This window comes from Bacillus jepli (genome assembly GCF_047238305.1).
GTDB lineage: Bacteria > Bacillota > Bacilli > Bacillales > Bacillaceae_L > Ferdinandcohnia.
On sequence record NZ_JBDFMO010000001.1, the window covers coordinates 1 to 12,364 of the forward strand.

Annotated in this window: 7 protein-coding genes, 15 tRNA genes and 3 rRNA genes; 1 reads left to right on the plus strand and 24 read right to left on the minus strand. The window is 44.6% G+C overall.

Annotated elements, in window-relative coordinates:
* Positions 1-95: 95 nt before the first annotated feature.
* The 19 genes from ABC371_RS00005 to ABC371_RS00095 all read right to left on the minus strand — a co-directional run bounded on the left by ABC371_RS00005 (position 96) and on the right by ABC371_RS00095 (position 7,759).
* Positions 96-181 (minus strand) — tRNA-Leu (locus ABC371_RS00005).
* Between the two features lie 37 nt (positions 182-218).
* A tRNA-Cys gene (locus ABC371_RS00010) sits at positions 219-292 on the minus strand.
* A 2-nt stretch (positions 293-294) separates the two neighbouring features.
* Positions 295-369 (minus strand) — tRNA-Gly (locus tag ABC371_RS00015).
* A 31-nt stretch (positions 370-400) separates the two neighbouring features.
* A tRNA-Gln gene (locus tag ABC371_RS00020) sits at positions 401-475 on the minus strand.
* A gap of 44 nt (positions 476-519) precedes the next feature.
* Positions 520-592, minus strand: a tRNA-His gene (locus ABC371_RS00025).
* 11 nt (positions 593-603) lie between these two features.
* Positions 604-677 (minus strand) — tRNA-Trp (locus tag ABC371_RS00030).
* A 31-nt stretch (positions 678-708) separates the two neighbouring features.
* Positions 709-793, minus strand: a tRNA-Tyr gene (locus ABC371_RS00035).
* A 17-nt stretch (positions 794-810) separates the two neighbouring features.
* Positions 811-886 (minus strand) — tRNA-Thr (locus tag ABC371_RS00040).
* 7 nt (positions 887-893) lie between these two features.
* Positions 894-969: transfer RNA gene (locus ABC371_RS00045), tRNA-Phe, on the minus strand.
* A gap of 15 nt (positions 970-984) precedes the next feature.
* A tRNA-Asp gene (locus ABC371_RS00050) sits at positions 985-1,060 on the minus strand.
* Between the two features lie 102 nt (positions 1,061-1,162).
* Positions 1,163-1,239 (minus strand) — tRNA-Met (locus ABC371_RS00055).
* Between the two features lie 15 nt (positions 1,240-1,254).
* A tRNA-Val gene (locus ABC371_RS00060) sits at positions 1,255-1,330 on the minus strand.
* 3 nt (positions 1,331-1,333) lie between these two features.
* Positions 1,334-1,408: transfer RNA gene (locus tag ABC371_RS00065), tRNA-Glu, on the minus strand.
* A 34-nt stretch (positions 1,409-1,442) separates the two neighbouring features.
* Positions 1,443-1,534: transfer RNA gene (locus ABC371_RS00070), tRNA-Ser, on the minus strand.
* Between the two features lie 3 nt (positions 1,535-1,537).
* Positions 1,538-1,612 (minus strand) — tRNA-Asn (locus ABC371_RS00075).
* A 10-nt stretch (positions 1,613-1,622) separates the two neighbouring features.
* Positions 1,623-1,738: ribosomal RNA gene (gene rrf / locus ABC371_RS00080) — 5S ribosomal RNA — on the minus strand.
* A 105-nt stretch (positions 1,739-1,843) separates the two neighbouring features.
* A 23S ribosomal RNA gene (locus tag ABC371_RS00085) occupies positions 1,844-4,774 on the minus strand.
* 276 nt (positions 4,775-5,050) lie between these two features.
* Positions 5,051-6,600, minus strand: a 16S ribosomal RNA gene (locus ABC371_RS00090).
* The 16S, 23S and 5S rRNA genes sit together here with 15 tRNA genes alongside, the layout of an rRNA operon.
* 289 nt (positions 6,601-6,889) lie before the next feature.
* On the minus strand, positions 6,890-7,759 hold the full coding sequence (locus tag ABC371_RS00095) for a nucleotidyltransferase-like protein (protein ID WP_412894994.1): 870 nt from the start codon (positions 7,757-7,759) through the stop codon (positions 6,890-6,892).
* Between the two features lie 140 nt (positions 7,760-7,899).
* Here ABC371_RS00095 and ABC371_RS00100 point away from each other — a divergent pair, with 140 nt between their 5' ends.
* The gene (locus ABC371_RS00100) at positions 7,900-8,268 is read left to right on the plus strand and encodes a YgzB family protein (protein WP_412894995.1); all 369 of its coding nucleotides are present in this window, start codon (positions 7,900-7,902) and stop codon (positions 8,266-8,268) included.
* A gap of 22 nt (positions 8,269-8,290) precedes the next feature.
* Here the strand turns inward: ABC371_RS00100 and perR are convergent, their stop codons facing one another.
* From perR to ABC371_RS00125, 5 genes are all read right to left on the minus strand, one after another.
* Positions 8,291-8,734: a peroxide-responsive transcriptional repressor PerR gene (gene perR, locus ABC371_RS00105; RefSeq protein WP_412894996.1), complete on the minus strand. Its 444-nt coding sequence runs from the start codon at positions 8,732-8,734 to the stop codon at positions 8,291-8,293.
* Between the two features lie 135 nt (positions 8,735-8,869).
* Positions 8,870-9,418 carry a cob(I)yrinic acid a,c-diamide adenosyltransferase gene (locus tag ABC371_RS00110; RefSeq protein WP_412894997.1) on the minus strand — a complete coding sequence of 183 codons (549 nt, stop codon included), beginning with the start codon at positions 9,416-9,418 and terminating at the stop codon, positions 8,870-8,872.
* Position 9,419: 1 nt separating this feature from the next.
* Positions 9,420-10,376: a D-2-hydroxyacid dehydrogenase gene (locus ABC371_RS00115; RefSeq protein ID WP_412894998.1), complete on the minus strand. Its 957-nt coding sequence runs from the start codon at positions 10,374-10,376 to the stop codon at positions 9,420-9,422.
* 371 nt (positions 10,377-10,747) lie between these two features.
* The gene (locus tag ABC371_RS00120; RefSeq protein ID WP_412894999.1) at positions 10,748-11,488 is read right to left on the minus strand and encodes an ABC transporter permease; all 741 of its coding nucleotides are present in this window, start codon (positions 11,486-11,488) and stop codon (positions 10,748-10,750) included.
* Positions 11,489-11,504: 16 nt separating this feature from the next.
* Positions 11,505-12,221, minus strand: coding sequence for an ABC transporter ATP-binding protein (locus tag ABC371_RS00125; protein ID WP_412895000.1), 717 nt, complete (start codon positions 12,219-12,221; stop codon positions 11,505-11,507).
* Positions 12,222-12,364: the final 143 nt, after the last annotated feature.

The following is a 12,364-nucleotide window of genomic DNA, read 5'->3' on the forward strand; positions in this document are numbered from 1 at the left end:
GAACCGACACTCCAGAAGGAACACGATTTTGAGTCGTGCGCGTCTGCCAATTCCGCCACACCGGCATATATAGAAAGAAAAAAGACATCTGAAGATGCCGAGGACCGGAATCGAACCGGTACGGTAGTCACCTACCGCAGGATTTTAAGTCCTGTGCGTCTGCCAGTTCCGCCACCCCGGCAATATATAAAAAAGCACTTACATACATTTTAAAATAATGGAGGCGGCAACCGGATTCGAACCGGTGGTAAAGGTTTTGCAGACCTCTGCCTTACCACTTGGCTATGCCGCCACTGGAGCGGAAGACGGGATTCGAACCCGCGACCCCCACCTTGGCAAGGTGGTGTTCTACCACTGAACTACTTCCGCATATTAACATGATATGATCTATTAAAGAAAATGGCTGGGCTAGCAGGATTCGAACCTACGAATGACGGAGTCAAAGTCCGTTGCCTTACCGCTTGGCTATAGCCCAATAACGAAGCTACAAAACAAAAAAACTTTGTTAGAAAACAAAGGGGCGGCTGATGGGAATCGAACCCACGAATGTCGGAACCACAATCCGATGCGTTAACCACTTCGCCACAGCCGCCATAATTAAGTTGGCAGGGGTAGTAGGAATCGAACCCACACCAAAGGTTTTGGAGACCTTCGTTCTACCTTTAAACTATACCCCTACACTATAAATTGTTACAATTAATTTTAAAATGGTGGAGGGGGACGGATTCGAACCGCCGAACCCGGAGGGAGCGGATTTACAGTCCGCCGCGTTTAGCCACTTCGCTACCCCTCCACTATTAAAATAAAAAATGGTGCCGGCGATAGGAGTCGAACCCACGACCTACTGATTACAAGTCAGTTGCTCTACCAACTGAGCTACACCGGCATAAATATGGTGGCTCAGGACGGAATCGAACCGCCGACACAAGGATTTTCAGTCCTTTGCTCTACCGACTGAGCTACTGAGCCACATATGTATTATAATGGCGGTCCCGACCGGGATCGAACCGGCGATCTCCTGCGTGACAGGCAGGCATGTTAACCGCTACACCACGGGACCATTATTAGGAAATTTGATGAAATATTTCGTCTTTTATTTCAGGACAAATATTATCTTACTATATCTTTTTAATCTAGTCAACAACTTTTTTAGTTGTTTTTTTGGTTGCGGGGGCAGGATTTGAACCTACGACCTTCGGGTTATGAGCCCGACGAGCTACCAGACTGCTCCACCCCGCGATAATCATATTCAAATGGTGGAGGATGACGGGATCGAACCGCCGACCCCCTGCTTGTAAGGCAGGTGCTCTCCCAGCTGAGCTAATCCTCCATATGGTGACCCGTACGGGATTCGAACCCGTGTTACCGCCGTGAAAGGGCGGTGTCTTAACCGCTTGACCAACGGGCCAACTTGCCTTTTTAAAACATATATTTAAAAGTAATGGCGGAGAGCAAGGGATTTGAACCCTTGAGACAGTGTTGACCGCCTACACGATTTCCAATCGTGCTCCTTCGACCACTCGGACAGCTCTCCAAATGGCTCCGCAGGTAGGATTCGAACCTACGACCGATCGGTTAACAGCCGATAGCTCTACCACTGAGCTACTGCGGAATGTTACAAAACCTAGCGACGTCCTACTCTCACAGGGACAAAGTCCCAACTACCATCGGCGCTGAGAAGCTTAACTTCCGTGTTCGGTATGGGAACGGGTGTGACCTTCTCGCCATCGTCACTAGATAAAGTAAAGACAAGTATTATTATACTATCTTTAAAAGATAATTCAAGAAGAAATTTTCATTCCTTCAAAACTAGATAACGTTTCTACATTCATTAGAAGTGATTTTGGTTAAGTCCTCGATCGATTAGTATCAGTCAGCTGCACATGTCACCATGCTTCCACCTCTGACCTATCAACCTCGTCATCTTCGAGGGATCTTACTAGTTTAACACTATGGGAAATCTCATCTTGAGGGGGGCTTCATGCTTAGATGCTTTCAGCACTTATCCCTTCCACACATAGCTACCCAGCTATGCCCTTGGCAGGACAACTGGTACACCAGCGGTGTGTCCATCCCGGTCCTCTCGTACTAAGGACAGCTCCTCTCAAATTTCCTACGCCCACGACGGATAGGGACCGAACTGTCTCACGACGTTCTGAACCCAGCTCGCGTACCGCTTTAATGGGCGAACAGCCCAACCCTTGGGACCGACTACAGCCCCAGGATGCGATGAGCCGACATCGAGGTGCCAAACCTCCCCGTCGATGTGGACTCTTGGGGGAGATAAGCCTGTTATCCCCGGGGTAGCTTTTATCCGTTGAGCGATGGCCCTTCCATGCGGAACCACCGGATCACTAAGCCCGACTTTCGTCCCTGCTCGACTTGTAGGTCTCGCAGTCAAGCTCCCTTGTGCCTTTACACTCTACGAATGATTTCCAACCATTCTGAGGGAACCTTTGGGCGCCTCCGTTACTCTTTAGGAGGCGACCGCCCCAGTCAAACTGCCCACCTGACACTGTCTCCAAGGCCGATAAGGCCTTCGGGTTAGAATTTCAATACAGCCAGGGTAGTATCCCACCGACGCCTCCACCGAAGCTGGCGCTCCGGCTTCCAAGGCTCCTACCTATCCTGTACAAGCTGTACCAAAATTCAATATCAGGTTGCAGTAAAGCTCCACGGGGTCTTTCCGTCCTGTCGCGGGTAACCTGCATCTTCACAGGTACTATAATTTCACCGAGTCTCTCGTTGAGACAGTGCCCAGATCGTTACACCTTTCGTGCGGGTCAGAACTTACCTGACAAGGAATTTCGCTACCTTAGGACCGTTATAGTTACGGCCGCCGTTTACTGGGGCTTCGATTCAGAGCTTCGCTTACGCTAACCCCTCCTCTTAACCTTCCAGCACCGGGCAGGTGTCAGCCCCTATACTTCGCCTTGCGGCTTCGCAGAGACCTGTGTTTTTGCTAAACAGTCGCCTGGGCCTATTCACTGCGGCTTTTCAGGGCTATTCACCCTAAAAAGCACCCCTTCTCCCGAAGTTACGGGGTCATTTTGCCGAGTTCCTTAACGAGAGTTCTCTCGATCACCTTAGGATTCTCTCCTCGCCTACCTGTGTCGGTTTGCGGTACGGGCACCTTCTACCTCGCTAGAAGCTTTTCTTGGCAGTGTGGAATCAGGAACTTCGGTACTATATTTCCCTCGCCATCACAGCTCAACCTTACGGTAAGCGGATTTGCCTACTTACCAGTCTAACTGCTTGGACGCGCATATCCAACAGCGCGCTTACCCTATCCTCCTGCGTCCCTCCATTGCTCAAACGGTAATGAGGTGGTACAGGAATTTCAACCTGTTGTCCATCGCCTACGCTTTTCAGCCTCGGCTTAGGTCCCGACTAACCCTGAGCGGACGAGCCTTCCTCAGGAAACCTTAGGCATTCGGTGGAGGGGATTCTCACCCCTCTTTCGCTACTCATACCGGCATTCTCACTTCTAAGCGCTCCACCAGTCCTCTCGGTCTGACTTCGCTGCACTTAGAACGCTCTCCTACCATTGTTCGTAAGAACAATCCACAGCTTCGGTGATACGTTTAGCCCCGGTACATTTTCGGCGCAGAGTCACTCGACCAGTGAGCTATTACGCACTCTTTAAATGGTGGCTGCTTCTAAGCCAACATCCTGGTTGTCTAAGCAACTCCACATCCTTTTCCACTTAACGTATACTTTGGGACCTTAGCTGGTGGTCTGGGCTGTTTCCCTCTTGACTACGGATCTTATCACTCGCAGTCTGACTCCCGAGAATCAAGTCTTTGGCATTCGGAGTTTGACTGAATTCGGTAACCCGATGAGGGCCCCTAGTCCAATCAGTGCTCTACCTCCAAGACTCTAACTCGAGGCTAGCCCTAAAGCTATTTCGGAGAGAACCAGCTATCTCCAAGTTCGATTGGAATTTCTCCGCTACCCACACCTCATCCCCGCACTTTTCAACGTGCGTGGGTTCGGGCCTCCATTCAGTGTTACCTGAACTTCACCCTGGACATGGGTAGATCACCTGGTTTCGGGTCTACGACCACGTACTATATCGCCCTATTCAGACTCGCTTTCGCTGCGGCTCCGTCTCTTCAACTTAACCTTGCACGGGATCGTAACTCGCCGGTTCATTCTACAAAAGGCACGCCATCACACATAAATGTGCTTTGACTACTTGTAGGCACACGGTTTCAGGTTCTCTTTCACTCCCCTCCCGGGGTGCTTTTCACCTTTCCCTCACGGTACTGGTTCACTATCGGTCACTAGGGAGTATTTAGCCTTGGGAGATGGTCCTCCCAGCTTCCGACGGGATTTCACGTGTCCCGCCGTACTCAGGATCCACTCAAGAGAGAACGAAGTTTCAACTACAGGGTTGTTACCTTCTCTGACGGACCTTTCCAGGTCACTTCGTCTACTTCGCTCTTTTGTAACTCCGTATAGAGTGTCCTACAACCCCAAGAGGCAAGCCTCTTGGTTTGGGCTATCTTCCGTTTCGCTCGCCGCTACTCAGGAAATCGCGTTTGCTTTCTCTTCCTCCGGGTACTAAGATGTTTCAGTTCCCCGGGTCTACCTTCTCTCACCCTATGTATTCAGGTAAGGATACTGCCCCATTACGAGCAGTGGGTTTCCCCATTCGGAAATCTTCGGATCAATGCTTACTTACAGCTCCCCGAAGCATATCGGTGTTAGTACCGTCCTTCATCGGCTCCTAGTGCCAAGGCATCCACCGTGCGCCCTTCATAACTTAACCTATTCGGCTTTGATAAGCGTCGAATCTCTTCGTCATCGCTTGTCGTCATCATCCTCACGTACGTTAAAGTACGCTCCGGTGATTCCTCAATCGGTTCCTCGACCTTCTCGCTTCTCATTCACCTTTAAGTTTTAAAGAACTTTTACTACTTCAATGAATGTTTTGTTACGTTATCTAGTTTTCAAAGAACGAATTTGAAAGCACAAAAGCACTCTCAAAACTGACCACAATACAAAGCGTCTTTTTATGAAGTTCGTAGAACTTCAGTTTCCTTAGAAAGGAGGTGATCCAGCCGCACCTTCCGATACGGCTACCTTGTTACGACTTCACCCCAATCATCTGTCCCACCTTAGGCGGCTGGCTCCTTACGGTTACCCCACCGACTTCGGGTGTTACAAACTCTCGTGGTGTGACGGGCGGTGTGTACAAGGCCCGGGAACGTATTCACCGCGGCATGCTGATCCGCGATTACTAGCGATTCCGGCTTCATGCAGGCGAGTTGCAGCCTGCAATCCGAACTGAGAATGGTTTTATGGGATTGGCTTAACCTCGCGGTTTTGCTGCCCTTTGTACCATCCATTGTAGCACGTGTGTAGCCCAGGTCATAAGGGGCATGATGATTTGACGTCATCCCCACCTTCCTCCGGTTTGTCACCGGCAGTCACCTTAGAGTGCCCAACTGAATGCTGGCAACTAAGATCAAGGGTTGCGCTCGTTGCGGGACTTAACCCAACATCTCACGACACGAGCTGACGACAACCATGCACCACCTGTCACTCTGTCCCCGAAGGGAAAATCCTATCTCTAGGAGTGTCAGAGGATGTCAAGACCTGGTAAGGTTCTTCGCGTTGCTTCGAATTAAACCACATGCTCCACCGCTTGTGCGGGCCCCCGTCAATTCCTTTGAGTTTCAGTCTTGCGACCGTACTCCCCAGGCGGAGTGCTTAATGCGTTTGCTGCAGCACTAAAGGGCGGAAACCCTCTAACACTTAGCACTCATCGTTTACGGCGTGGACTACCAGGGTATCTAATCCTGTTCGCTCCCCACGCTTTCGCGCCTCAGCGTCAGTTACAGACCAGAGAGCCGCCTTCGCCACTGGTGTTCCTCCACATCTCTACGCATTTCACCGCTACACGTGGAATTCCGCTCTCCTCTTCTGCACTCAAGTCCCCCAGTTTCCAATGACCCTCCACGGTTGAGCCGTGGGCTTTCACATCAGACTTAAAGGACCGCCTGCGCGCGCTTTACGCCCAATAATTCCGGATAACGCTTGCCACCTACGTATTACCGCGGCTGCTGGCACGTAGTTAGCCGTGGCTTTCTGGTTAGGTACCGTCAAGGTACCGCCCTATTCGAACGATACTTGTTCTTCCCTAACAACAGAGCTTTACGATCCGAAGACCTTCTTCGCTCACGCGGCGTTGCTCCGTCAGACTTTCGTCCATTGCGGAAGATTCCCTACTGCTGCCTCCCGTAGGAGTCTGGGCCGTGTCTCAGTCCCAGTGTGGCCGATCACCCTCTCAGGTCGGCTACGCATCGTTGCCTTGGTGAGCCGTTACCTCACCAACTAGCTAATGCGCCGCGGGCCCATCTGTAAGTGATAGCGAGAAGCCATCTTTTAATACGAGACCATGTGGTCTCATATGTTATCCGGTATTAGCTCCGGTTTCCCGAAGTTATCCCAGTCTTACAGGCAGGTTGCCCACGTGTTACTCACCCGTCCGCCGCTAACCTTTGGGAGCAAGCTCCCTCAGGTTCGCTCGACTTGCATGTATTAGGCACGCCGCCAGCGTTCATCCTGAGCCAGGATCAAACTCTCCAATAAGAGTATTGATTGCTCAATAAGTTTTGTTACTTAGAATTAACGTTGACGCTTGTATTGTGTTCAGTTTTCAAAGAACTTTTTGACTCGCCTCTCAGAAGCGACTTTATTAATATATCATGGTGATTTATTAATGTCAATAATATTTTTCAAAAGTTTTTGCCGGCTGATTTCTCTTTTTCAGCGGCGAAATCTAATATAACACGGGGACCGATTGTCCGTCAACACCTAAAGTAAATATTTTATTGAAATAATAAAAACTCCTTCAATAGTATGAAGGAGCTTACGAATTTCACTTGTTTACACTGTAGGTTCTATGGTAGATACCTTTTCCTTTTGTTTCGAGTTTTTCTACATTAATAAAATGTTTATCTACAAGGAATTCAAGATATACTTCAAGATCCACTGAGTATACTTTTAACTCAGGAATTTCCATCATCTCCCCGAATGTCCAAAAACCATTTCTTCGAGATAGAACATTTAAAATATGGTTTGCTCCACGTTTTGCTCTAGAATGTATGAGAAATTCACTTGCAAGGAAAAGAAGCTCCAATCGTTTTTCAAGTGTCTCTTCACTCTCTAAGAGTTCAATATATAATTTATAAATTTGTGGATCAATTTGTTTCACTTGGTTCCAGACGGTTATTTCAGGATGAAAGCCATTTTCGATAATAGCTAGCCTTGCTAGATGATGAAGTGCATGAATGACATAATTATAGGCATCTAAATGTTGGTTTGCATTAAAAAACGCTTTACCGTCCTGGTACCGACGAATTAGTTTTGCAAATTCGATTCCCATTTTAATTTGTCGTTCCTCTGCCGGAAATTCATGCAGCTGGTTCCTTAAGTCAGTAATATATTCATTTCGGTCAAATAGAACTTTTCCGTTTACAATCCAGTCTACGATTTTCCGATTGGAACCGAATAAAAGCCACTCTTTTAATTGACTTTCTTTTACTGTATACAAAGTTGCTTTGCTTTTATTGTAGTCATAATGTTTAATAAACACATTTCTCTCTGCCTCTTTAACGATTACAAGTAAGGCTAAGTCAAAGTGATCAGTATGTGTAAAAGCATCCTTCCCCTTTTCGATAAGAATAACCCCTAGCGTATTGGGTTGGCTTGCTCTTTCTTGGTAAAGAGGTCGAAGTAAATCCTCCATTTTGATTTCCTCCATTCAAATCCATTGCTAATATATTTCGACGCACCAAAAATAAAACCCTGCACATTTTATGTAGAATCTTTTTTTATTTTTATCTTTCTTTTTTTATTGTATAGTATAGAAAGGAGGTTAGATTAACAATGGGTGTAAAATATTCAAGTAAAATTAATAAAATTCGTTCTTTCGCTCTTGCTTTGATCTTTGCAGGATTTATTGTCATGTACGGGGGAATCTTCTTTAAAGAAAATGTTGTCTTAATGACAATCTTTATGATTCTTGGTCTCGTTTTTATTTTAGCAAGTACTGTGGTATATTTCTGGATTGGCATGCTTTCGACTCGAACCATCCAGGTGGTCTGTCCTTCTTGCCAAAAGCCGACTAAGATGTTAGGCCGAGTAGATGTGTGTATGTATTGTAAAGAACCATTAACTCTTGATCCAGAGCTTGAAGGTAAAGAGTTTGACGAGAAATACAATAGCAAAAAATACAGTAAAGTAGAAAAAAGCTGACAGGATAACCTGCTCAGCTTTTTTAGTGTGCTGCTTTCTTTTGACATTCTTGACACGAGCCGTAAATTTCCATTCTATGATGACTAACTTTAAAGCCGGTTACATGTGCAGCCAAGGCTTCCACTTCATCTAATCCTGGGTAATGGAAGTCCACAATTTTACCACACTCTTCACAAATTATATGGTAATGTTGTGTGGTGATAAAATCAAAACGGCTTGAAGAATCTCCGTATGGCAATTCCTTTACTAAGCCAACTTCTCGGAATACTCGAAGATTGTTGTACACAGTAGCGACGCTCATGTTAGGGAACTTTCCTTCAAGTGCTTTATAAATATCATCTGCAGTCGGGTGACTCATTGAATGAATAAGATACTCTAATATCGCATGACGTTGCGGAGTGATTCGAACTCCAGATCCTTTCAACGTATCAAGCGCTTCTTTCAAATGATTGTCTGACACCGCCATGCACCTCTTTTCTAGTAAACATTATTACTTTATAATCCTTATAATTAGTGTATCTTGCTTACACCACTTTTGTCAACATATCTACCATTACTATATGACTAATCCCATTAAAATACGCTTATTTCGCTGAGAATTTCATTGATGGAGTGTAGGTTCACTTTGGCCAAGCTTATGATTGACATAGCGAGCGGCGACAAATAGAAAATCTGATAGGCGGTTTAGGTATGAATTTACCAATGGATTTACATCTTCCCCAATAGCTACAGCGTTTCTTTCTGCTCTTCTCACGATTGTTCTTCCAACATGAAGGGCTGCTCCCGCTTGACTGCCACCAGGTAAAACAAAGTTGGTAAGCGGAGGATTCTCAGCATCCCATTTATCAATTGTATCTTCTAATAAAGTAATGTCCTCTTCGGATACCTTCCATTTTACTTCCTTCCCTGCCGGTGTCGCTAACTCTGCACCGACGTGAAACAAGGTCGTTTGAACTTTTTTAAAAACCTGCTCAAGCTCTTCTTTGCTTTCGAATTGAAATTCATGTAGGTGACTTAAGGCTAATCCAATCATGGAATTTGCCTCATCACATGTTCCATATGCTTCAACACGCAGATCTGTTTTTGAAACCCGCTGCCCATATACCAATGAGGTTGTCCCTTTATCCCCTGTTTTTGTGTAGATTTTCATTTTAATACCCCCGGTTCAAGTCAATTTTATTGATAAATTCACTGCCACCTTGCTTATATATATGAAGATTTTTTTCAAAAATTTCAAAGGATCTTGGTTGATAAAACTTAGACTTACTTGAAATATGCGGGGTTACGGTTACATTTTCAAGTGTCCAAAATGGATGATCACTTGGAAGTGGTTCCTGTTCAAATACATCTAATACCGCATGTGCAATCTTTTGGGATTGTATCGCTCGTAGTACGACCTCATCTTTAACTAAATCGCCGCGTCCAATATTGATAAAAACGGATTCCTTTTTCATTATGTCAAAATGGGTATCATTCAGAATATATTTTGTTTCGTTTGTGCTTGGAAGAACCGATACTAGATAGTCAGCTTTCTCACAAATATAATGGAGCTTATCAAATTGGACCATTTCATCTATGTATTCATGCATGTTTCCACTGCGATTTAATCCGATCGTTTTCATGTTAAAAGCTTTCGCTAATCGTGCAATTTCACCACCGATAGCTCCAACACCTAGGATTCCAATTGTTTTTCCATGTAGCTCACCAACTGGAAAATGGGTAAGTCGATCCCAGCTTTTACCCTTTTGTTGCTCAACAATGATCATATTTTTCTTTGTGACATGTAGCATCATCGAGAGAGTGTATTCAGCCATCGGGATTTTGTGAATGCCTCTAACGTTTGTGACAAGGATGCCTTTTTCCTGAATCGCTTGAAAAGGCATAAGCTCAAGTCCCGCTGAGATTACCATGATCCATTTTAAGTTTTTGGCCATTTCAATATGCTCCGGGGTTAAGTCTTCCCCGTATGTAAGTAGGATGTCTGCGTTATGTAGTTTAGGTAAGGCTTTTTCAATATCCTCACAATAGATAAATTCTTCATCCGGAAACGCCTTATTCATGTTTTCAGTAACTTCCTCGATTGGAATGAATGTGGATAAAATTCGCATAATTACGCCTCCTTCCTTACTATAGTATCAAGTTTGGAGGAAAGGTGGAAGAAAAAAAGGTGCGAGATTTCTCTCGCACGAAAATACGCTAACATCTGAGGAGGTATGCCCTACACTTATAAGATACGTCCGTTTTTGGAAAATGTATGGACGTTTGACACTACCTTTAAAAAATAGGCAATCAAATACGCCCTTGGCGTATTTGCGCCCGATTTTTTTAGGCCCACACGAGGTGGGTCACAAAGACGTTGCCACAGGATGTGGCGCTCTTAGTCTTTGATCTTAGCTCGAAAAGTTTCCGTTGAAAAATCGTGGCATCCGCCGGAGGCATTAACAATATTTAGCAGAAGTTGGTCTTCTGCTAAATATTGTTAATCGGTCCACTTGAAATATTTTAAACCAATAACTGTTGATACCACTAAAATTCCTACTAAGATTCCGATGTCAAGGAGTGCATCTGTTGTAAAAAGTGTTCCATTCCAGCCATCTCTTAGAACGTTCACGACATATGTGAGTGGTATGATGGTAGCAATTTTTTGTAAAACTTCTGGATATGTTTCTATTGGGATGGTTGCACCGGATAAAAACATCATCGGATACATCGCAATCATGGCAACTCCTAATGCCGTTTGCATCCGCTTTGTCACACTTGAAATGATAAAGCCGATTGAGAAAAATGTGATGGAGCTAAATGTTAAGGCCGCGAAAAATTCAAAAGGATGTGCAGTTAATTCTGTGCCAAATCCAAATTTAGCGATTAATAGAATTTCAATCGCACCAACATAGATCGCGATAAATCCTTTTAAAATTGTTGCTGTAAAAATGGCATTTTGATTAATAGGTGTTCCTTTTAAACGTTTGTAAACTCCTTTTTCACGGTCAATCACAATTTGCAGACCCATTGAGAAAAAGGCTGTTGTGAAAATAATGATGGCGATCATGCTTGGTATATAGGCTTGAAAGTAATTTAGACCCTCATATGTGTTTGATTCAAACATTAGTCCAAATACGATGAAGCTGACAGCTGGGACGATAAAGGTAAACAGTAATGGTAAAGTCTCGCGAAAAAATAATTTTAATTCCATTTGTGTATGTGTAAGAATAGATTGCATTTGTTTTTCCTCCTTTTTATTGGGAAACTGCATATTTTAGATAAACGTCTTCCATCGTTCCTGCACCTTGTAGGTAAAAATCGATTAAATTCTGTGGTTGGTCACAGGCTACTAATTTTCCTTTTTTAATCATTGCGATTCGATCACAGTGCCTTTGTGCTTCATCCATATAGTGTGTGGATAAAAGAATCGTTTTTCCTTCATCACGGTAACGATTGATGCATGACCAGAGGTCGCGTCTTGCTTGTGGGTCTAAGCCAGTCGTTGGTTCATCGAGAAAGATGATCTCTGGATCGTTTACGAGCGCTAATGCTAAGGATGTGCGTTGTTGCCAGCCACCTGATAGATTCTTAACATATTTGTTTAGATAAGGTTTAAGCCCGAGTGTTTCAATGATTTCCTGTAAGTCTCTCTTTTTATTGTAATAAGAGCTGAATAGATTTAAAGCTTCCTTGACTTTGATTCGATCATAAAGCGCTGTTTGTTGAAGCTGGATTCCAATTTTTTGCTTGATTTCATTTGAAGCTTCTTCGACGTTCATACCAAGGACTTTTACAGTTCCTGAATCTGGCTTGCGAATGCCCATCATAATTTCGAGTGTAGTTGATTTTCCTGCACCATTTGCACCGATGATTCCAAGTACCTCTCCTTTTTTAACTTGTAGGGTAATGCCGTCCACTGCTTTTACGTCTCCATAGCTTTTTGATATATCGGTAAGTTCAATCACATTCATGTTAAGGTCCTCCTTTTTACTTTCGCTTTGCTTTGTTATCCTTATCATAGACAGCGAACCTTAACTCAACCTTAATTGAGTCTTATATCATTATTAAGATTAATGAAAAAAGCAAAAAGGCCTGGATTATGTATGCAATCCAA